The organism is Alphaproteobacteria bacterium (genome assembly GCA_020638555.1).
Classification (GTDB): domain Bacteria; phylum Pseudomonadota; class Alphaproteobacteria; order Bin95; family Bin95; genus JACKII01.
Genome location: JACKII010000001.1, coordinates 24149 through 44382, shown reverse-complemented (window position 1 = coordinate 44382; position 20234 = coordinate 24149). Strand labels below are relative to the sequence as shown.

16 protein-coding genes and 2 riboswitches are annotated in these 20234 nt (G+C 67.7%); of the genes, 5 read left to right on the top strand and 11 right to left on the bottom strand.

What is annotated here, in order from left to right:
• Window positions 1-30 precede the first annotated feature (30 nt).
• Window positions 31-1173 (bottom strand): glycine cleavage system aminomethyltransferase GcvT, encoded by a 1143-nt coding sequence (gene gcvT, locus H6844_00230; protein MCB9927831.1) that lies wholly within the window; start codon window positions 1171-1173, stop codon window positions 31-33.
• A 51-nt stretch (window positions 1174-1224) separates the two neighbouring features.
• Window positions 1225-1346, bottom strand: a riboswitch (glycine riboswitch).
• A riboswitch (glycine riboswitch) is annotated at window positions 1347-1446 on the bottom strand.
• 130 nt (window positions 1447-1576) lie between these two features.
• On the opposite strand from gcvT, the gene H6844_00225 reads away from it, so the two are divergent.
• The 3 genes from H6844_00225 to speE all read left to right on the top strand — a co-directional run bounded on the left by H6844_00225 (window position 1577) and on the right by speE (window position 5038).
• A complete protein-coding gene (locus H6844_00225; GenBank protein ID MCB9927830.1) occupies window positions 1577-3352 on the top strand; it encodes an acyl-CoA dehydrogenase in 1776 nt (591 codons plus the stop codon).
• 250 nt (window positions 3353-3602) lie between these two features.
• Window positions 3603-4187 (top strand): adenosylmethionine decarboxylase, encoded by a 585-nt coding sequence (gene speD, locus H6844_00220; GenBank protein ID MCB9927829.1) that lies wholly within the window; start codon window positions 3603-3605, stop codon window positions 4185-4187.
• A complete protein-coding gene (speE, locus tag H6844_00215) occupies window positions 4184-5038 on the top strand; it encodes a polyamine aminopropyltransferase (GenBank protein MCB9927828.1) in 855 nt (284 codons plus the stop codon). The genes speD and speE overlap by 4 nt, the downstream gene beginning before the upstream one ends.
• A 35-nt stretch (window positions 5039-5073) precedes the next feature.
• Here speE and H6844_00210 read toward each other — a convergent pair whose 3' ends face one another.
• The 7 genes from H6844_00210 to H6844_00180 all read right to left on the bottom strand — a co-directional run bounded on the left by H6844_00210 (window position 5074) and on the right by H6844_00180 (window position 12447).
• Entirely contained in the window at window positions 5074-6744 is a 1671-nt protein-coding gene (locus H6844_00210; GenBank protein ID MCB9927827.1) for a Na/Pi cotransporter family protein, read from the bottom strand.
• Between the two features lie 115 nt (window positions 6745-6859).
• The gene (locus H6844_00205; GenBank protein MCB9927826.1) at window positions 6860-8074 is read right to left on the bottom strand and encodes an MFS transporter; all 1215 of its coding nucleotides are present in this window, start codon (window positions 8072-8074) and stop codon (window positions 6860-6862) included.
• A 34-nt stretch (window positions 8075-8108) separates the two neighbouring features.
• Window positions 8109-8282, bottom strand: coding sequence for a hypothetical protein (locus tag H6844_00200; protein ID MCB9927825.1), 174 nt, complete (start codon window positions 8280-8282; stop codon window positions 8109-8111).
• 130 nt (window positions 8283-8412) lie between these two features.
• A complete protein-coding gene (locus tag H6844_00195; GenBank protein MCB9927824.1) occupies window positions 8413-9237 on the bottom strand; it encodes a phytanoyl-CoA dioxygenase family protein in 825 nt (274 codons plus the stop codon).
• 35 nt (window positions 9238-9272) lie between these two features.
• Window positions 9273-9992 (bottom strand): SDR family oxidoreductase, encoded by a 720-nt coding sequence (locus tag H6844_00190; protein ID MCB9927823.1) that lies wholly within the window; start codon window positions 9990-9992, stop codon window positions 9273-9275.
• A gap of 98 nt (window positions 9993-10090) precedes the next feature.
• Window positions 10091-10945 carry a universal stress protein gene (locus tag H6844_00185; GenBank protein MCB9927822.1) on the bottom strand — a complete coding sequence of 285 codons (855 nt, stop codon included), beginning with the start codon at window positions 10943-10945 and terminating at the stop codon, window positions 10091-10093.
• Window positions 10946-10956: 11 nt separating this feature from the next.
• Complete coding sequence (locus H6844_00180) at window positions 10957-12447, bottom strand: SulP family inorganic anion transporter (protein ID MCB9927821.1); 1491 nt, start codon at window positions 12445-12447, stop codon at window positions 10957-10959.
• Window positions 12448-12737: 290 nt separating this feature from the next.
• Here H6844_00180 and H6844_00175 point away from each other — a divergent pair, with 290 nt between their 5' ends.
• The gene (locus H6844_00175) at window positions 12738-14297 is read left to right on the top strand and encodes an altronate dehydratase (protein MCB9927820.1); all 1560 of its coding nucleotides are present in this window, start codon (window positions 12738-12740) and stop codon (window positions 14295-14297) included.
• 69 nt (window positions 14298-14366) lie between these two features.
• On the opposite strand, the gene H6844_00170 is transcribed toward H6844_00175, so the two are convergent.
• The 3 genes from H6844_00170 to H6844_00160 form a co-directional block, all read right to left on the bottom strand.
• The gene (locus H6844_00170; protein MCB9927819.1) at window positions 14367-14732 is read right to left on the bottom strand and encodes a hypothetical protein; all 366 of its coding nucleotides are present in this window, start codon (window positions 14730-14732) and stop codon (window positions 14367-14369) included.
• Window positions 14733-14821: 89 nt separating this feature from the next.
• Window positions 14822-15988 (bottom strand): hypothetical protein, encoded by a 1167-nt coding sequence (locus H6844_00165; protein MCB9927818.1) that lies wholly within the window; start codon window positions 15986-15988, stop codon window positions 14822-14824.
• Window positions 15989-16196: 208 nt separating this feature from the next.
• The gene (locus H6844_00160; GenBank protein ID MCB9927817.1) at window positions 16197-18638 is read right to left on the bottom strand and encodes an outer membrane beta-barrel protein; all 2442 of its coding nucleotides are present in this window, start codon (window positions 18636-18638) and stop codon (window positions 16197-16199) included.
• Between the two features lie 275 nt (window positions 18639-18913).
• Here H6844_00160 and H6844_00155 point away from each other — a divergent pair, with 275 nt between their 5' ends.
• Entirely contained in the window at window positions 18914-20056 is a 1143-nt protein-coding gene (locus tag H6844_00155) for a transporter substrate-binding domain-containing protein (GenBank protein ID MCB9927816.1), read from the top strand.
• The last annotated feature ends 178 nt before the right edge of the window (window positions 20057-20234 follow it).

Sequence of the window (20234 nt, the reverse complement as noted above, 5' to 3'; positions counted from 1 at the left end):
GGGACGGCGGCGCTTACTGGCCGTGATAGGTTACTGGCCGCGATAATAGCGGTGCGGGACGAAGGGCAGTTTCACCACCGCTGCCGGGTGCCGCTTGCCGCGCACCTCCAGCAGCAGCGGCGAGCCCGCCCTGGCGTGCGCCGGCGGCACATAGCCCATGGCGACCGGGCCGTCCGCGCTGGGGCCGAAACCGCCGGAGGTGACGACGCCGATGCGCTCGCCGTCGGGCGACAGGATCGCCGCGCCCTCGCGCGCGATCGCGCGGCCTTCCGGCCGGATGCCGACGCGACGGCGGCCGACGCCGTCCGCGATCTCGCCCGCGATGCGGGCGGCGCCCGGATAGCCGGCCTCGGCGCCGCGCCGGGCCTTCGGGATGATCCAGATCAGCCCGGCCTCGATGGGCGAGGTGGTGGTGTCGATGTCGTGGCCGTAGAGGCAGAGCCCCGCCTCCAGCCTGAGCGAGTCGCGCGCACCGAGGCCGATGGGCTCCACCGCCTCGAACGCCAGCAGCCGCTCCGCCAGGCGTTCGACATCGCCGTTGGCGCAGGACAACTCATAGCCGTCCTCGCCGGTATAGCCGGAGCGGGTGACGAGCGTGTCGATGCCGTCGATGGAGGCGTGGGCGCTCTGCATGAAGTCCAGCCGCTCGACGCCGGGGGCGAGCGTCGCCAGCGTCGCCGCCGCCTCTGGCCCCTGCAACGCCACCAGCGCCAGCTCCGGCCGCGGCGTGAAGGTCAGGCCCGCCGGCAGGTGCGCCGCGATGTGGGCGAAATCCTCGGCCTTGCAGGCGGCGTTCACCACCAGATGGAAGGCGTTGTCGGCGAGGCGCAGCACCATCAGGTCGTCGAGAATGCCGCCTTCGGCGTTCAACAGCACGCTGTAGCGCATCCGGCCGGCTTCCAGCCCGGCAATGTCGCCGGGGCAGAGCGATTCCAGGAAATCGGCAGCACCGGGGCCGCTGAGGCTCGCCTGGCCCATGTGCGAGACGTCGAACAGGCCGGCGGCGGCGCGGGTGTGCTGGTGCTCTTTCAGAATGCCCAGTCTGTACTGCACCGGCATCGAATAGCCGGCGAACGGCACCATTTTGCCGCCAAGGCGCGCATGCAGGGCGGCGAGCGGCGTTTCGGCCAACGGAGTATCGGCCAGCGGGGTATCGGGGGTTGCGTCTGCCATGGTCTGGGCCTTCGGACTCGGGTTGGTGGCGTCCGAACCCTGGGCTCGAACCCTCCCCGCTCTGTCCCGGGCGCCTGAAAGATTCACGCCGGCGCCGCCCTGACAGCGGCCGCCCGTCGCTTACTTCTTCGGCGGAGATGGCTTCGACGAAGCCAGCCCACTTTCCAGAGTTGCCTCGCTCTGCGGTCCTCGGTACCTGAGAGTTTCCGGGGCCGGTTGCTCCTTCGGCGCTGCCCGGCATTGCGGCCGGCCAGGCTCTCCCGCAGGGGTCGATGGCATGATGGCCCCTAAAATATCGGGCGAATCGCTCCGGTCAATCAAAAGCGTTATTGGATGGCATACCGACGTGATCTAAATAGCGGTCCTGAAGCTTTTTTCACGGCAACCATCCACAGGTCCGGCCATGTCTGACTACGCAGCCCCCCTCGCCGATATCCGTTTCGCCCTCGCCCAGGTCGCCGGCCTGGACGGTGTTCTGGCCCTGCCGGGTTTCGAGGATCTGAGCCCCGACCTGGTCGACGCGGTCCTGGACGAGGCCGACAAGTTTGCCAGCGGCGTGCTGGCGCCGCTCTCCCGCGTCGGCGACCAGCAGGGCGCGCGCCTGGAAAACGGCGTCGTGCGCATGCCGGACGGCTTCCCGGAGGCCTACAAGGCCTATGTCGAGGGCGGCTGGAACGGGCCGGTGTTCGATCCGGAGCGCGGCGGCCAGGGCCTGCCCTGGCTGGTCGGCACCGCGCTGAACGAAATCTGGGGCTCGGCCAATCTCGGCTTCTCCCTCGGCCCGCTGCTGACCCAGGGTGCGGTCGAACTGCTGGCGGCGCACGGCTCGGCCGAGCAGAAAGACACCTATCTGGAAAACATGATCACCGGCCGCTGGACCGGCACCATGAACCTGACCGAGCCGCAGGCGGGCTCCGACGTGGGCGCGCTGCGCACCAGGGCGGTGAAGGACGGCGACCATTACCGCATCAGTGGCCAGAAAATCTTCATCTCCTATGGCGACCACGAGATGGCGGAGAACATCGTCCATCTGGTCCTGGCCCGGACCGAGGGCGCGCCGGCCGGGATCAAGGGCATCAGCCTGTTCATCGTGCCGAAATTCCTGGTGAACGCCGACGGCTCGCCCGGGCAGCGCAACGACCTGCGCGCCGGCTCGCTGGAGCACAAGATGGGCATCCACGCCTCGCCCACCGCCGTCATGCTCTATGGCGAGAACGAGGGCGCGGTCGGCTATCTGATCGGCGAGGAATGCCGCGGCATCGAATACATGTTCACCATGATGAACAACGCCCGCCTCGGCGTCGGCCTGCAAGGCCTGTCGGTGGCCGAGCGCGCCTACCAGCAGGCCGTGGCCTATGCCAAGGACCGGGTGCAGATGCGCGATGCCGTGGGCGGCGGCGGCGCGGCCGTGACCATCATCCACCACCCGGACGTGCGCCGCATGCTGCTGCGCATGCGCGCCCAGGTGGAGGCCATGCGCGCGCTGGCCTACACCGCCGCCGCCGGCCTGGACCTGGCCCACCGCCTGACCGACGCCGACGCGCGCAAGGCGGCGCAGCGCCGGGTCGACCTGCTGATCCCCATCGTCAAGGGCTGGAGCACGGATGTGGGCGTCGAGGCCGCCTCCACCAACGTGCAGGTGCATGGCGGCATGGGCTATATCGAGGAGACCGGCGCGGCCCAGCATTATCGCGACGCCCGCATCTCGGCCATCTACGAGGGCACGAACGGCATTCAGGCCATCGACCTGGTCGGCCGCAAGCTGGGCCGCGACGGCGGCGAGGCCATGGCGGCACTGGCCGCCGAGATCGCCGCGACGCTGGAGGATCTGCGCCGCCAGGATGACGCCGACCTGGCCGCCCTGATCGAGCCGCTGGCCGACGGCCTCGCCAGCCTGGAGCGCACCACGACCTGGATGGTCGGCCATCTGGGCCAGCAGCCGGGCGAGGCGCTGGCCGGCGCCACCAGCTATCTGCGGCTGGCCGGCTATGTGGTCGGCGGCTGGCTGATGGCGAAGGCGGCGCTGGCCACCGTCGGCCGCGACGATGCCTTTGCGGTGCAGAAGCGGCAGGTGGCGCGTTTCTTTGCCGAACAGCTCATCCCCGAAGGCATCGCCATGGAGCGACCGATTACCACGGGCGGCGCGCTGGTCGCCGCCATGGGCCCGGACGCGTTCTGAGCCCGGTTTCCGGGCAAAACCCGCCGGCAGCGGTGCCTTTTGGCAGGGCGTCGCCGCGGGCGGGCGTCGGCATGGACCCATTGCACGGCGGCGATGTGGCCCCCACTTAGGGGCTCGGGCCGGTCGCTTATGGTCAAAAAGTCGGATCGGACGGATTTTTCGAAATTTTCTCTTGCGCCGCCCCCTTCGATCCGTCATAAGGCGCGCCTTTCCCACCACCCCCCAATACCGGTTTTACGGGAGTCTTGCGATGGACGATAATCGCACTTTCGCAGAGCTGGCTGTTGTCGCGGGGTACGAGACGTCGAACGACTTCTCGTCCGCCTTACAGCCTGAAGAGCACGAAGCCGTTCGGGTTGTCGATCCGCATTGCGAGGATCGCAACAAGGCGGGCCGAAGCCATACCACCGGCGCGACGGCCTACGTCGCGCCCGTCGAGGACGACCGTCTCGACTTCTTCGTCAAGAAAGACGGCCTGGAATATGCCGGCACCCATCTGCTGATCGACCTGTCCGGCGCCAGCCGGCTCGACGATCTGGAGACGGTGGAAGCCGCGCTGCGCGAGTCGGCGACCGTGGCCGGGGCGACGATCCTGAACGTCGACCTGCACCACTTCCAGCCGAATGGCGGCATTTCCGGCGTGGTCGTGCTGTCCGAAAGCCATATCAGCATCCACACCTGGCCCGAGCGGGACTTCGCGGCGCTGGACATTTTCATGTGCGGCGACTGCAACCCCTACAAGGCCATTCCGGTGCTGAAAAAGGCGTTCGCGCCGGGTGCCGTGCACCTGACCGAGCATCGCCGCGGCCTGCAACTGGACGGTCCGGCCCGTTGAGCTCCATCTGGTTTGACGAGGTGCTGCACGACGGTGTCGGGCAGCGCCTCGAAATCGCCGAGGTGTTGTACGAGGGCAAGACCGAATTCCAGGACATCAAGATCCTGCGGAACAAGAAGTTCGGCCGGATCATGACCCTGGACGGCATTGTCCAGACCACCGAAGGCGACGAGTTCGTCTATCACGAGATGTTCGCGCACGTGCCGCTGCTGGCGCTCGGCAATGCCCGGCGCGTGCTCATCATCGGCGGCGGCGACGGCGGCCTGCTCGAAGAGGTGCTGAAACACCCGGTCGAGCACGTGACCGAGGTCGAACTGGACGGCGGCGTCGTCCGGGTGGCGCGCGAGCATCTCTCCAGCATTTGCGGCCGGGCCTATGACGACCCGCGCACCGAGCTGATCATCGGCGACGGCGCGAAATTCGTGGCCGAGACCGACCAGCGCTATGACGCGATCCTGGTGGATTCCACCGATCCGATCGGGCCGGGCGCGGTGCTGTTCACGCGCGAATTCTATGCCGACTGCAAGCGCTGCCTCCATCCGGGCGGCGTGCTGGTGACCCAGAACGGCGTGCCGTTCGTCCAGGGCGACGAGCTGAAAAGCTCGGTCGGGCATTTCCGCTCGCTGTTCGCCGATGGCAGCGCCTATGTCATCTCGTGCCCGACCTATGCGCTGGGCTTCATGGCGCTGGGCTGGGCGACGGACAATCCGGACCTGCGCCGGCAAGGCGCGGAGACGATCCAGGCCCGTTTCGACGCGCTCGGCATCGACCCGCAATACTACAATCCCGACATCCACGTCGCCGCGTTCGCCCTGCCGAACTATATGCGCAAGCTGATCGGCGACGCCTGAACCCGGCCGCGGCCGGTCTTGTGCCGGCCTCCGGTTCAGGCCGGCGGCGCCCCGTTGTCGTTTGCCCCGTCGTCGTTTGCCCCGTCGTCGTTTGGCCCGTCGTCGTTTGGCCCGTCTTCGGGCTCCGGCTCCGGCGGCGGGTCCACCAGCGAGCGCGGCACGTGATAGGCCAGGCGCCAGAGGTGATAGCTCACCCGGTGCAGCCAGCGAATGCCGTCGAGCCGCGCCAGCGTTGCCTCCGCACTGATGGCGTCCGCCACGGCCGCCGCGATGGTGGCGCTGCGATAGCCGTCCCGCTCCACCCGAAGCCGGCGGCGTACCCGGTTCGCCTCGTCCGGATCGAACGCAAACGGCTGGCTGGCACCGCCGGTCGCCGCGACCCGGCGGACCAGACCCGACAACTCCCGCAAGCGTGGCTCCCGGGCCAGGCTCTCCACCCGGTCCGCCTGGCGGGCGCGGTGGATCAGGCGCGCCAAATGGTCGAGCGCATGCAACAGCTCGCCATGGCGCCGCAACAGGCCGGCCTCGGCGATGCCGGTGCGGATATCGTCCTGGAACCGGTTCAGCGCCACCAGCCCTTCCTCCACGCTCGCCAGCGTCCGGTCCGCGTGCCCGCGCCGGCGCGGTGCGGCGATCAGGTCGGCGACGGCCCGGAACGTTGCCTCGGTCATGTCGCGGGCGGTGGCGCTCGCCGCGTCCAGGGCCGCCGCCGGATCGCTCAGCAGCTTGTCGTCCAGGCGCTGCACGAAGGAGTCGCGCCCTTCGGGCACCAGCGCGACGATGGCGCGGGCGAACAGGCGGGTAAAGGGCAATGCGACCGCCACGCCCAGCAGGTTGAAGCCCGTGTGAAACGCCACCAGCGCCAGCTGCGCGTCGCCGGGGCCGCCCTGGAAGCCCGCCACCGCGCGTGCGAACGGCTCCAGCAGGGCGAAGGCCATTGCCCCGGTCAATAAATTATAGCCCACATGGGCATAGCCGGTGCGGCGCATGGCGGTGGAGCCGCCCACCGTCGCCAGCAGCGCCGTGGCCGTCGTGCCGATGTCCATGCCGATCACCATGGCCGCCGCCTGCGGCAGCGAGACCGTGCCGGCGCCCAGGGCCACCAGGCTCATGGCAACGCCGGCGCTCGACGACTGGGTGACCAGGGTGATGACCACGCCGATTCCGACCAGTTGCAGCCGTCCCGGCAAGGTGTCGTCGGGAAAGTCCGCCGGCGTCACCAGGCCCTCGAACCCGGCCAGCCCCTGTTTCATCGCCTCGATGCCCAGGAACAGGATGCAGAGGCCGGCCAGGCTCCACCCCAGTTGCGCCGCCCGCCGGTTCCCCAGCAGGCGCAGCAGGGCGGCGGCCAGCAACAGCGGCGAGGCCCAGAGCGCCAGGTCCAACTTGAAGCCGACCAGGGCGACCAGCCAGCCTTTCAGCGTGGTGCCGATATTGGCGCCGAAGATCACGCCCACCGCCTGCGGGAAGGTCAGCAGGCCGGCGCCGACAAAGCCCACGGCCGCGACCGTGGTGGCGCTGGACGACTGCACCACGGCGGTCGCGAGCGCCCCCGCCAGCGCCCCGGAAAACGGGGTGCGGGTGACGCGGGTCAGCAGCCGCCGCAACGACGCCCCGGCCAATGCCTTGAGGCTGTCGGTCAGCACCACCATGCCGACCAGGAACAGGCCGACCCCGCCGGCGGCAATCAACAGGTCCGATACCATGGCCCGATCAAAACCCGCTCGGACGCGCTTGGCAACGCGTCCGGGGTTAGCGGGGGGGAGGGGCCCGCCGCCGCGGCCCCGAACGGTGCGGCCTCGGACGGTGCGGCCGCGCCGCCTATTCCGCCGCCACGGCCACCGGGCGCTGCACCGGCGTCTCGCGGATCGGCAGGTGGATCACGGCCGCGAACAGGCCGAGCGCGACGCCCATCCACCAGACCACGTCATAGCTGCCGGTCTCGTCGAACAGCAGCCCGCCCAGATACACGCCCAGGAACGAGCCGACCTGGTGGCCGAAAAAGACGATGCCGAACAGCATGGTCATGTAGCGGGTGCCGAACATCACCGCCACCAGCCCGCTGGTCAGCGGCACGGTCGAGAGCCAGAACAGGCCCATGCCGGCGGCAAACAGATAGATCGTCAACTGCGTCGGCGGCGCCATCAGCAAGGCGACGATGAACACCGCCCGGCTCAGATAGATCAGCGACAGCAGCCGGGTCTTGCGGAACCGGGTGCCGAGTACGCCGGAGAAATACGCGCTGACCACGTTGACGACGCCGATCAGCATCAGCGCCAGCGCCCCCGTCTCCGGCGGCATGCCCAGATCGCTGACATAGGCGGGCAGATGGATGCCGATGAACGAGACATGAAAGCCGCAGACGAAAAATCCCGCTACCAGCAGCAGGAAGGAGCGATGGCGAAGCGCCTCGCGCAGGGCCGCGCCGATGGTCATGTCGGCCACCGCGCCGACGCTCGGGCCCGCGGGCTTGCCGCTCAGCAGGAAGGCCAGCGGCACCATGATCAGGCCGACCGCCGCCAGGGCGACGAAGCCCATGGACCAGCCGAACGCCTCCAGAAACACCTGGCCGATGGGCAGAATGACCAGCATGCCGGCGGACGAGCCCATGGTGACGAGGCCGAACGCCCAGGATTGGCGCTCGGGCGGCACCATGCGCCCGACCGAGCCGAGGGCGATGCCCATGCCCGCCGCCGCCTGGGCGCTGCCGACCATCAGGCCGGCGGTGATGGTGAAGCTCAGCGGGTCGGTGCTGAACCCCATCAGCGCCAGGCCGGCGACATAGAGCAGGCCGCCGAAGGCCAGCACCTTGCCGGCGCCGTATTTGTCGGCAAATCCGCCGAACACCGGCGAAAACGCGCCCCACAGCAATTGCTGCACCGCCAGCGCCAGCGCGAATTCGGTGCGGCCCCAGCCGACATCCTGGAGCATCGGCACCTGATAGAGCGGGATGGCCGCGCGCAATCCCATGGACAGCAGGGCAATCACCGCCGCGGCGGTCACGACCAGCATCAGCGGCCGTCCGTTCGTCGTCATAGTGGGCACGGCGTTTCGCGCTCCCCGATCCGGTTCAGAAGCCGCAGAGCGCCCGCACCGTCTGCCCCATCCACAGCAGGTTTTCCATTACCCGGCTGTAAAACGGGGCGGCCAGCAAGGCCAGGCCGACCAGCACCAGCGGCGGCAGCCAGAGGTGCAAGGCGCGCGGCCCGGACGGCCGCTTGTCGGTCGGTTGGCTTCCGGTCATGCCTAGCTATCTACGCGCCGGGCGGCCCGCGGACAATCGTTGCCACATCCCCGCCGGCGAACACCACCTGTGCGCAGAGAGGGGGAAATCCTGCCAGGAGCCGCCGCCTTGCCGGAACATGCGTCCGCTCCTAGGGGGCGGACAGGGCGTCGGTTTCCTGCCAGACATTCGGCCGGCCCGGCTCGCCGGTCAGCAGCGCCCGCGGGTCGCGACCCTCCACATGGCCGTAAAGGCCGCGATAGAGACCATAGCCGCAGAGGCGCTGCAACGGCTCCGAAAAGCCCCTGACCGTCTCCGCCGGCAGGCTGAGGAACGGGTTTTCCTGCTGCCGCACCCAGCCGGCGCAATAATAGTTGGAGATCGCCCAGCGCCGCTCGCTGGTGCGGTTCGCGCCGCCGCCGTGCCAGAGCTGGCTGTCGAACAGGATCAGGCTGCCCGCCGGCGCCTCCGCCGGGATCGTGTCGTAGGTCTCGCCGTATTTCGGCGGCTTCGGGTTTTTGTGGCTGCCGGGGACGATCCGGGTCGCGCCGTTCGCCTCGGTGAAGTCGGTCAGCACCCAGAAGGCGTTCAGCATCAGGCAGGGATGCGGCCGGCGCAGGCTGATGAGCTGCGAGTCCGAATGCAGCGCCTGCGCCGCCTCGCCCGGCGCCAGCGTGATGGCGGAGAGCGAGGAGAGCAGCAAATCCTCGCCCAGCACCGCCTCGGCGATGGAGCGCGCCGGCTCCGCCACCGGCACCGCCGTGAACGGCGCGCCATAGCGGAGCAGGTTGTAGATGCGGACCGTGCGCCGGCCCTCGAACGCGGTCTCGCCGAAGCCGTGGCCGTGCGCGCGTTCGATCCGCTCCAGGCCGGCGATCAGGTCGCGGCGGAGGGCGGGCGGCACGGCGTCGGGGACGATGGCGAAGCCTTGCTCCGCCACCGCGTCGGCCGCCGCTGCGATGCGGGAATCCGTCATGGCCTTAATCCGTCATGGCCCTGTGCAGTCGCGGCTCAGACGACGCCGGCGCCGCCGACGGTCAGGCCGCCGCAGATGAACAGCACCTGGCCGGTGACGAAGCTGGAGCGTTCGTCCAGGAAGAAGCTGACGCCATTGGCGATGTCCTCCGGGCGGCCGAAGCGGCCCACCGGCACCTTGTTGGCATAGGCCGCATAGGTTTCGGGGCTGTGCGCGGCTTTCAGCATGTCGGTCTCGATCGGGCCGGGGCCGATGGCGTTGACGGTGATGCCGTGCGGCGCCAGCTCGCTGGCCCAGGTGCGGGTCAGGCCGACGACAGCGGCCTTGCTGGCGGAATAGACCGTCAGGTTGGTGTAGCCCAGTGCGGCGCGGCTGGCGATGTTGACGACCCGGCCGAAACCCGCCGCCTTCATGCCGGGCACCAGCGCCTTCATCACCTCGATATACGAGCGGACATTGACGGCCATGACCCGCTCGTAATCCTCGACGGTCACGTCCTCGACCTTGCCGGTGGCGACCACGCCGGCGCAGTTGACGACGCGGGTGATGCGCCGGCCCTCGCCCAGCGCCCAGGCCATGGCCTGGGCCGTGTCGGCGACGCTGGAAAGGTCGGTCTTGCGGAACTCGCCCAGGCTCGGATCCTCGGGGTCCATGACGTCCAGCATCAGGATGTTCTGCCCGTCCGCCTTCAGGCGGGTGGCGATGGCGCGGCCGATATTGCGCGCGGCCCCGGTGACGAGGGTGTAGTCGGTCATGGCGGGTGGTCCTCCGGTTTTGGGTGTTGGCCGGGAATGCTAAAGCGATACCGCCCGACCGCAACCCAATCCTGCGCCCGTCGCCCTATCGCCAGGGTCTAGCGGAACAGCATGACCGGGACGAGGCAGGACCGGATCATCTCGGTCGTGGTCGAGCCGATGATCATGCTGCGGATGCGGGAATGGCCATAGGCGCCCATCACCAGCAGGTCGATCCCGTCCGCCTCCACCCGCCGGGCGATGGCCGCGGCCGCGCCGCCCGGCTCGATATCCGCCTGCACCGCATAGCCCGCCGCCCGCAACAGGGCCGCCGCGTCCTCCAGTTGCTTGCGCGCCGCCGGCGTATCCGCACCGGCCATCAGCAAGCGGCAGTCCAGGCCGGCGAACAGCCAGCTGCGGGCGATGTGGTCCACCGCCTTCATGGCGCTGGTGCCGCCGTCGAAGGCGACCAGGAACCGCTCGACCGGTTTGAAGGACCGGGCCGCCACCAGGATCGGCTTGTGGATCGCGCGCACCACCCGTTCCAGGTTCGAGCCCAGATGCAGCCGGGCGAAATCCGCGGCCTCCCCGCGCTTGCCGATGACGAACAGGTCGGCTTCCGGCTCCAGCTCGTGCGCGGTTTCCACCACGTCGCCATTGCGCAACAGGGTGGCGACCTGGCCGACGCCCTGTTCGCGCAGGCGCGCCTCGGCCTCCTCCAGCAGCAGGCGGCCGCGCTTCTGGCTCAGCTTGGCCTTCTGTGCGTCCAGTTCCGCCAATTCCTCCAACAGGGCCGTGCGCGCGCCCAGGCCGATACTGCCGCTCAGATTCGCCGGCGCGCTCGCCGTATCCCGGCGGCCGATGGCATGGACGACCCGGACGGACGCCTCCAGCCGCCGCGCCGCCCAGGCGGCATGGTCGCAAACGCTGTGCGAATAGATCGATCCGTCGATCAACGCGATCAGATTGGTCAAATCGCTCATCCTCAATGGCCCATCAGCCGATCGAGCGCGCCCGGTTCGTCGTGGATCGCCAGCTTGTCCACCAGGGTTTCGCTGGCGCGGTTCAGGCCGACAATCTCCACGTCCGCGCCTTCGCGGCGGAATTTCAACACGACCATGTCGAGCGCGGCAACGCTGGACACGTCCCAGATATGCGCCCGGCTGACGTCGATGACCACCCGCTCCAGCGCCTCGCGGAAGTCGAACGCCCGGTTGAACGCCTCGACCGAGGCGAAGAACAACTGGCCCTCGACGCTGTAGCGCCGCGTGCGGCCGTCCGCCGACAGCGCGGACGTCACCCGGAATATCTGCGCGATCTTCCAGGCGAAGAACAGGCCGGAGAGCAGCACGCCGATGGCGACGCCGATGGCCAGGTTGTGGGTGGCGATGACGCCGATCACGGTCGCCAGCATGACCACGCTGGAACTGCGCGGATGCGTGCGCATCGCCTTGATGGAGGACCAACTGAACGTGCCGATGGAGACCATGATCATGATCGCCACCAGGGCCGCCATGGGGATGGATTTGACCCAATCCCCCAGCACGACGATCAGGAACAGCAGAAACACACCGGCGCAAAAGGTCGAAAGCCGGCCGCGGCCGCCCGACTTCACGTTGATCATCGACTGGCCGATCATCGCGCAGCCGGCCATGCCGCCGATAAAGCCGGTCGCCGCGTTGGCGATGCCCTGGCCGACGCATTCCCGGTTCTTGTTGCTGGGCGTGTCCGTCAGGTCGTCGACGATGGAGGCGGTCATCAGCGACTCGAGCAGGCCCACCGCCGCCACCGCCACCGAATAGGGCAGGACGATCAGCAGGGTCTCCAGCGTCCACGGAATGTCCGGGATCAGAAACACCGGCAGCGTCGAGGGCAGTTCGCCCATGTCGCCGACCGTGCGCAGGTCGAGCCCCAGGCCCATTGCCGCCGCGGTCAGCACCAGAATGCAGATCAGCGGCGAGGGCACCGCCTTGGTCAGGCGCGGGAACAGGTAGATGATCGCCAGTCCGGCGGCCACCATGACATAGGTGAGCCAGGGAACGCCGATCAGTTCCGGCAGCTGGGCCATGAAGATCAGGATCGCCAGCGCGTTGACGAACCCGGTCATCACCGAGCGCGAGACGAAGCGCATCAGATTGCCGAGCCTGAGGGCGCCGGCGGCGATCTGGAGCACACCGGCCAGCACCGTCGCCGCCAGCAGGTATTGCAGGCCGTGGTCGCGCACCAGCGTCACCATCAGCACCGCCGTCGCCGCCGTCGCGGCGGAGATCATGCCGGGCCGGCCGCCGACAATGGCGGTCACGACCGCGATGGAAAACGACGCATAGAGGCCAATCTTCGGATCGACCCCGGCAATGATGGAGAACGCGATCGCCTCCGGGATCAGGGCCAGCGCCACGACCAGCCCCGACAGGACATCGCCGCGGATATTGCCCAGCCATTCCGTCTTGAGGGCGAACAGGACATCCGATTGCAAGAATCACTCTCCATCGCCACCCGGACGGGCAGCCGTTCGAAGCGCGGGGAATGGGGTTTGTTGCGGCGCGACATATCCCGGGCCGCATCCCGACCGGCGATTTTCTGGAAATATGTCCGAAAAGCCAATAAGTTGGTCAGGCTATCAGTCCGTCCTTACGTTGCAACGCAACATATCGGCGCAGCCCGTGTTCGCATGGCGGCAAAATCGAACCGGCCGTGCGGCGGCGTGCTAAAATCCGCGTGCGAAACGATAAGCCTCACCGGTCGCCGCGCCGCGCGGCGTCCGGCATGTTCTGGGAGAACACCGCCATGTCTACCGCTCTGTCCGCCACCCCGCCGATCTTCCTGCGCCTGAACGCCGCCGACAATGTCGTCGTCGCCCGTGCCGACATCCTGCCCGGCACTCCGGTCGAGGCGGTCACCACCGGCGCCGCGGTGCCCGCCGGCCACAAGATCGCGACCGTGGCGATTGCCGAGGGCGAGCCGGTGCGCAAATACAACCAGATCATCGGCTTCGCCTCGCGGGCAATCGCGCCCGGCGACCATGTGCACGAGCACAACTGTGCCATGGCCGATTTCGCCCGCGACTACGCCATCGGCCAGGACGCGCGCGAGGTGAATTTCCTGGCCGCGCACGAGCGCGCCACCTTCCAGGGCTACAGGCGCGCCAACGGCCGGGTCGGCACGCGCAACTATCTGGGCGTGCTGACCAGCGTCAACTGCTCGGCCAGTGCGGCCCGCTTCATCGCCCAGGCGGTGCAGACGCCGGACTTCCGGGAGCGCTTCCCCCATATCGACGGCGTCGTGGCGCTGACCCACTCCACCGGCTGCGGCATGGCCGGCGCGGGCGAGGGCTATGACAATCTGCAACGGGTGCTCTGGGGCCATGCCCGCCACCCGAATTTCGGCGGCGTGCTGATGGTCGGCCTTGGCTGCGAGGTGAACCAGATCGACTTCCTGCTGGAGGCCTATGGCATCGAGCGCGGCCCCACCTTCCAGACCATGAACATCCAGAACGCCGGCGGCACCCGCAAGACGGTGGACTGGGGCAAGGCCATGCTGGAGGAGATGGCGCCGGAGGCCGACAAGGCAAGGCGCGAGACCGTCGATGCCTCGCACCTGTCGGTGGCGCTGCAATGCGGCGGCTCCGACGGCTATTCCGGCATCACCGCCAACCCGGCGCTGGGCGCCGCCACCGACATTCTGGTGCGCCATGGCGGCCAGGGCATTTTGGCGGAGACGCCGGAAATCTATGGCGCCGAACACCTGCTCACCCGCCGCGCCGTCTCCGAGGAAGTGGCGAACCGGCTGATCGAGCGCATCCGCTGGTGGGAGGATTATTGCGAGCGCAATGGCGGCGAGATGAACAACAACCCCTCGCCCGGCAACAAGGCGGGCGGGCTCACCACCATCCTGGAGAAGTCGCTGGGCGCGGCGGCCAAGGGCGGCACCACCAACCTGACCGGCGTCTACAAATACGGCGAGCCGGCGACGGCCAAGGGCTTCGTCTTCATGGACTCGCCCGGTTACGATCCGACCTCGATCACCGGCCAGGTGGCGAGCGGCGCCAATCTGGTGACCTTCACCACCGGCCGCGGCAGCGTCTATGGCAACAAGCCGGTGCCGAGCCTGAAACTCGCCACGAACACGGCCATGTACCGGCACATCGAAGAGGACATGGACGTCAATTGCGGCACCATCGCCGACGGCGAAAAGACCGTGCAGGAGGTGGGCGAGGAAATCTTCGCCCGCTGGATGGAGGTCGCCTCCGGCGCCCAGACCAAGAGCGAGGCCCAGGGCTTCGGCGACGCGGAGTTCATCCCCTGGCAGATCGGCGCGACCATGTAGGGCCGGTTGCGCCGCCGCCAGCCCCAAGGCCCCCGCCGCCTGACTCGCCTCGCCGGAGGCGGTCCCGGCCTATTCCTTGCGCAACACCCGGTCTTCGAGCGAATGCCCCATGCGCTCGGACGGGTGGCTGACGTCGCGGCCGCCCCGGTATTTCGGCCCCTTGCCCTTGCCGCCTTCGTCGATCTTGTCGGCGTGGTCGCCCTCGGTATGGCCCTCGTCGGTGTGTTCTTCGCCCGTGTGGGTGTCCGAGTCGTGGCCGCCGGAAGGGCTGCCGCCCGTGCCGCCGCGTCCGGCCCCACCGCGTCCGGCCCCGCCGCCATGTCCGCCGCCGCCGGAGGTGTGGTTCTGCGCCATTGCGGACGGCGCCGCGACGGCAGCGCCCAAAAGGCCGGCGCCGGCCAGGATCAGGGCGCGTCGGGAGACATAACCGGTCATGGCAAAACGATCCCTGGCAGGAAGAAAAGTCCGTAAAACCGCCGCCGGGCACGAAGCCAAGCGGCTCCGTGCCCGTGCGACGCGCGGGGTTACTGCGACACCGGCACCGCGTACTCGTGCAGATAGTCGATCACCAGGCGGGCATCGTCCGCCGCCTGGGTGAAGGCGTCCAGCGAGCCCGATGCGGTGGCGTTGACGTCGGCGAACACCGCCTCGTAGATGTCGACCTCGGTCGGCTTGAACGAGCCGTCCGCCTGTTCGATCAGCACCACCGCTGTCACGCCGTCAAAGGTGGTGGACCGGTCATAGGTGAAGGTGCTGAAGTTCATGTCGGTGTAGACGACGTCACCGACCTTCTTCGTGTTGATGTCCAGGAAAGCGTTGATGTAGGCGATTTCATCGGAGGTGAAGGCGCTGCTCTTGTCGGTTGCCGCCGCCAGGAACGCGGCCGCCGCCTCGACATCCTTGATGGTGAATTGGCCATCGACCATGAAGTCGAACGCATCGCCCGGCAGGTCGCTCACGTCCGGGATCGAGCCGGTGGTCATCAGCGCCACATAGATCGCCAGATTTTCCAGCGGCGAATCGATCGTCTGCGCAACGCCATCCACCGTCAGGACCAGCCGGCCGGCGGGATCGAGCGCGATATCGGTCGCGCTGTTCAGGAGCGCCACCACCTCGTCGGCGCGGCGGTCCAGCACCTGGGTCGGCGCGCGGCCGACATTCAGGCGGCCGAGTTCGACCTCCACCACCAGCGACTCGTCGACCGGCGCGCCTTCGGCGTCGAGCGGGATCGGGTCGCCATTGGCGTCGAGCGGCTGCACGAACCCTTCGGGCGTGAGGATCGGCACGCCGTTCGAATCGCGCAGGATCACCCACAGGTCGCCGAACAGGTCGCCGCGCTTCGAACTGGCGATCGAGGGCTTGCCGCCACCGGCGCCATCCTTGCCGCCCGGCGTCCCGGCCCATGACGGCCGATCCGAGTCGTCCTCTTCTCCCGTAACTTCACGGAAAATGTCGCTCAGGCTCTTGCCGCCCTTGCCGTGGGTCATCTGGTCGGAGCCTTTGCCCTTCTGACCGCTCATGCCCTTGCCGGCCGCGCCATGGCCACCGCCCTGTTGCGCGCCGGCTCCCTGGCCGGCAGCCAGCACCGCGCCCACCGGCGCCGCGGCCAGTGCCAATCCCAGTGCCGCAACCGCACACCCGGAGCGCCAAGACGAAGCCCAACGGGCTTTCTTCGTTGCACCCATGCTCATTTCGCTTTCCTTTGTGCCGAATACGCGGATCCGCAACCACACGGACCCGTGGACCTCCAACCAGAGCTAATATTCAATTTACATGCATAAAGTTGCATTTCCTTGATTTAAATCAAGCCAGCCAAGTCGTGCGACAGTTTGATATTTCCCTATTGGAGTAACGGGCGCGACAGATCTGCAAACCCGTCCACGCCAACCGGCCTCCCCCTCAAAACCGCTGCGTGATGCCGACCCGGAACAGGTTTTCGCTGTGGTCGAAGCTGTCGGTCCCGGATGTGTAGTCCAGGGTGTAGGAGCCGTATTCGGTGCGGGTGTAATCCATCCGGACGGTGGTCGCGTCGGCGATCGCCACCTCCACCCCGCCGCCGAACCGCACGCCGGCCAGCACCTTGTCCCGGCTGACCCGGTCGGAGCCGACGCTGTAGTCCGTCCGGAACCCGGAGCCGACGACGCCGACCCGGCCATAGAGCAGCACCGAGTCGTTCAGGATGTAGCCGCCGCGCGCGCTCAGGCCGACGGTCCAGTTTTTCTCCGCCGAATAAATGCGGCCGTTCGGATCGCGTTCGATATTCCAATCGACGTTCGACAGTTCGGCCTCCGCCTCCGCCGCCGCGAACAGCGAGCCGAAACGGTGCCCGTAGCCGGCGAAGACGCCGCCGGTGAAGCCCTGGCCGGCGCGGGTCGCATCGAGGACGAAGTCCGGCCCGTTGCTGTCCTGGCGCGGGCCGGAATTGTCGGTCGCCAGCATGCCGTGACCGCCCTGCGCGCCCACATACAGGCCGTTGAAATCGAACGGCGCCGGTGCCTCTGCGGCCGGCTTGGCGCCGAACCGGTAGATCAGCCCGAGGCGCGCCTGGTTCTCGACATTGGCGAAGTTGTCGTCATCGCTGCCCAGCGGTGCCCCGATGCGGTAGTCTTCGTAGGCGGTGACCACATACTCCATGCGGGCGGAGAACCCGCCGGCGATGGGGAATTCGGTGCCAAGCCCGAGGCTCAACCCCAACTGCCGGTCGTCCAGCGCCGTCCGGTTGCCGCCGCGCCGGTAGGTGCTGTCGAACGCGGTCGATTCCACGCCGGCGCGCGCATAGAGCAGGGCGTCGCCCCGCACCTTGTGCCCGGCGATCAGGCTCAGGCCCACCTGGTTGTCCTTGCTCACCCCATAGGTGCGGTTGGCCGTATGGTTCCATTCCGGGTCGGCAATCTGCAGGTCGAGTTCGGCGCCGACGACAAAATCCGCCAGTTCGATGCGGTAGCCGCCCAGCACGCCGCCGGCGATGCCGTGGTCGCCGAAGCCTGCGGTCAGATTGCCCGCGGTCGGGCCGCCAGGGCCGCCGGGCCCACCGGGGCCGCCGCGCGGGCCATCCACCCGCGTTTCCAATCCGCCGTCGGCGGCATAGGCTCCCACATAGAAGCCACGGCCGGTCAATTTCGCGGTCGGCGCCCCTTCGGGGAAGGCCCGGTCGAGCTGCGCACCGACGCGAAGCAGCGCACTGTGGCTGTCGTATTGCACGCCGGAGGCATCCGACAGCCGCTGCGCATAATTGTACTCGGCGCCGACATAGACGTGCGGCAGGAAGAAATATTGCAGGCCGAACCCGGCAAACGCCAGATAGTCCGTCCGATCCACGCCGTTGTAGGCATTTTCGCTCAGGCTGAAATAGGCGTTGGCGAACACGTCCGGCGCCACGCGGTGGTTCAGGGCCACGCCGGCGGTGGTGTCGGTATAGGAGGACGCGCCGGCCAGCGTCGTCTCGTTGATCGAGCGCGCCAGGCTGCCGGCGACGATCATGTCGCGGTTCACGAGCCAGCGCAGGTCCGCGTCCAGATCCAGCGTGGTGACGGAATCGAAGCGCGCGTCGTCATAGGTCTGGTGCAGCACGCCCAGCTTGATCTCGCCGCTGACCGGACCGCGCCGCCCCTTGACCCCGACGCCCAGCTGGAAGCCATCGGAATCGCGCTGGTACAAGGCATCGTCCCGGTCGGCGCGATAGGCGCGGTTGTCGTAAATGCCCTGACCGAACACCTCCGTCGTCGGGTCCAGCTTGTAGCCGACTCGGCCGCCGACTTCCGTTTCCAGCCGGTCCCGGTCATCGTTGTTGATCGTCCCGGTGGTGGACGCGACGTCGCGGAAATCGAACCGGCGCAGATTGCCGCCGACCCGGACGGTCCATTGCCCGAACTCGCCGAGCGCCCCCAGATACGCGCTGCCTTCCTGGTATTGGGTGGGCTCGATTCCGTTCACGTCATCGGGCGACGAGCGGTCCTCGTGTTCCCAGGCATAGTCGCCGCCACCGAACAGCTTGATCGTCGGCAGAACCCGCACTTCCCCGGCAGCGCGCAGGGTGAGGTCCTCGTAATTCTCGCTGGTGTGGCTGGCAAAGCGGCCGATTTCCAGGTCCGCACCGACGCTGCCCTTGCCCCGTTCCCCCTCGAAACCGAGGCCCAGCGAGGGCTGGATGATCGTGATCAGATCGTCGATCCGGTCATTCTCGGTATCGAAAATATTGTCCGAGTACTCTTCGGCGACCGAGACCGCCGCAGTGACGGCCAATGGTCCCACCATGATCGGCTCCGCATGCGCCGACACGATGATATTGGCCGCAACCACGACCGCCACACCCGAACCGATGTCGGAGCGAACACGCAACATATGTCGTTACCCTGCTATATATGCGAAAATTTCATAAAATCCTTAGTATCATGGATTTTCGTGAATACAATTGATGTCGCGCAACTATCGGTGACGGTCGGGGTCTTCCGGCAGGAGACAGTGCGGCCCGTCCGCCCTGTTGGCGTTAGGCGTTCGGACGGCATTGTGGTATTTGGGGTTTGACGGCATCGCCGCCCGCATCCCGGCTTTCGGGATGGGCTGGTGGGGGCCGCGGGAATTGCCTTGGTCAGGGATTGCGAACAGTCGGGAACAGTATGCTCTATCGTCGATTGCAGGCCGAAATCCTGCGGGTCATGGTCCCTGTCCTCGTTCTGGTCGGCCTGGTCCTGGCGGCCATGCCGGCCGGCGCGCAAACCGCAACGGCTCGGACCGCCGCCGAATCCCCGGCAGTGACGGCGCCGCTCAAGGTCGCGGTCCGCCAGTCGCCGCCCTTCGCCTCGAAAAATGCCGATGGGGAGTGGCAAGGGCTTTCGGTTGCGCTCTGGCAAACGATGGCCCAAGACCTTGGCTGGCAGTATGAATGGGTCGAGGTGCCGCTGGCGAAAACCATTGCGGCCGTGGCCGACGGCACCGTCGACATCGCCATCACCTCGCTTTCGATCACGGCCGAGCGCGAGGCAATCGTCGAATTCTCGCATCCCTATTATATTTCCGGCCTGGCGCGCGGGTATCGCGAGGGCGGCAGCGGCTGGCTGGCTATGTTGCGCGCCTTCGTCTCCATGGGATTCTTGAGCGCCGTCGGCTCCCTGCTTCTGGTCCTGCTGGTTGCCGGCGCCCTGGTCTGGCTGTTCGAGCGCAAGGCCAACCCGGAGCAGTTCGGCGGCGGCGGCGTCGCACGGGGGCTCGGCGCCGGGCTCTGGTGGTCGGCGGTGACCATGACCACCGTCGGCTATGGCGACAAGGCGCCGAAAACGGTCGGCGGGCGGGTTGTCGGTCTGGTCTGGATGTTCCTCAGCCTGATCATCGTCGCGAGTTTTACCGCCGCGATCGCGGCCTCGCTCACGGCCAACCGGCTTGCGAATGACGGCATGCGCACCAAGCCCATCTCGGCCCTGGTGGTTGCAACCGTCGAGCAGAGCAGCGCGGCCGCCTATGTGCGGCACCAAGGCGGGCGCATGCTCACCTATCCGTCGCTGCCGGAGGCGATCCGGGCGGTCGAGCACGGCACGGCCGATGTCGTCGTCTACGATGCGCCGATCCTGAAATACTGGACGCAACAGGAGTTCGATGACATTGCCGTCGACAACACGCGCTTGATTCGCGACGATTACGGCTTCGCCATCGCGAAGGACAGCGCGTTGCGCGAACCCATCAACACCGAAATCCTCAAGATTATCGGCAGTTCGGACTGGCGCGCGCTCAAACGACAGTATTTCGGCAACGACGACCCGTTCTGATGCCCCGAGGGCCGTGCCGACCTGACTGCATAATATAGTATCGGCTTCTTCGGCTGCGGTCGGGGCGGAGCGAAGCGTCAAACCCGCAATCGTAAGATGTTATGATTCCGATTGTTTTTGACGTCTCGGTCATCGGAAGCGCTTGAACGGGCACCCATCGTAATCTACGGTTGTATTT

Coding starts and splice junctions, on each gene's coding strand:
- H6844_00165 (MCB9927818.1), bottom strand. CDS start 15,988: ATGAGCATGGGTGCAACGAAGAAAGCCCGTTGGGCTTCGTCTTGGCGC.
- H6844_00170 (MCB9927819.1), bottom strand. CDS start 14,732: ATGACCGGTTATGTCTCCCGACGCGCCCTGATCCTGGCCGGCGCCGGC.
- H6844_00225 (MCB9927830.1), top strand. CDS start 1,577: ATGTCTGACTACGCAGCCCCCCTCGCCGATATCCGTTTCGCCCTCGCC.
- H6844_00175 (MCB9927820.1), top strand. CDS start 12,738: ATGTTCTGGGAGAACACCGCCATGTCTACCGCTCTGTCCGCCACCCCG.
- gcvT (MCB9927831.1), bottom strand. CDS start 1,173: ATGGCAGACGCAACCCCCGATACCCCGCTGGCCGATACTCCGTTGGCC.
- H6844_00195 (MCB9927824.1), bottom strand. CDS start 9,237: ATGACGGATTCCCGCATCGCAGCGGCGGCCGACGCGGTGGCGGAGCAA.
- H6844_00210 (MCB9927827.1), bottom strand. CDS start 6,744: ATGGTATCGGACCTGTTGATTGCCGCCGGCGGGGTCGGCCTGTTCCTG.
- H6844_00200 (MCB9927825.1), bottom strand. CDS start 8,282: ATGACCGGAAGCCAACCGACCGACAAGCGGCCGTCCGGGCCGCGCGCC.
- H6844_00160 (MCB9927817.1), bottom strand. CDS start 18,638: ATGTTGCGTGTTCGCTCCGACATCGGTTCGGGTGTGGCGGTCGTGGTT.
- H6844_00205 (MCB9927826.1), bottom strand. CDS start 8,074: ATGACGACGAACGGACGGCCGCTGATGCTGGTCGTGACCGCCGCGGCG.
- speD (MCB9927829.1), top strand. CDS start 3,603: ATGGACGATAATCGCACTTTCGCAGAGCTGGCTGTTGTCGCGGGGTAC.
- H6844_00190 (MCB9927823.1), bottom strand. CDS start 9,992: ATGACCGACTACACCCTCGTCACCGGGGCCGCGCGCAATATCGGCCGC.
- H6844_00155 (MCB9927816.1), top strand. CDS start 18,914: ATGCTCTATCGTCGATTGCAGGCCGAAATCCTGCGGGTCATGGTCCCT.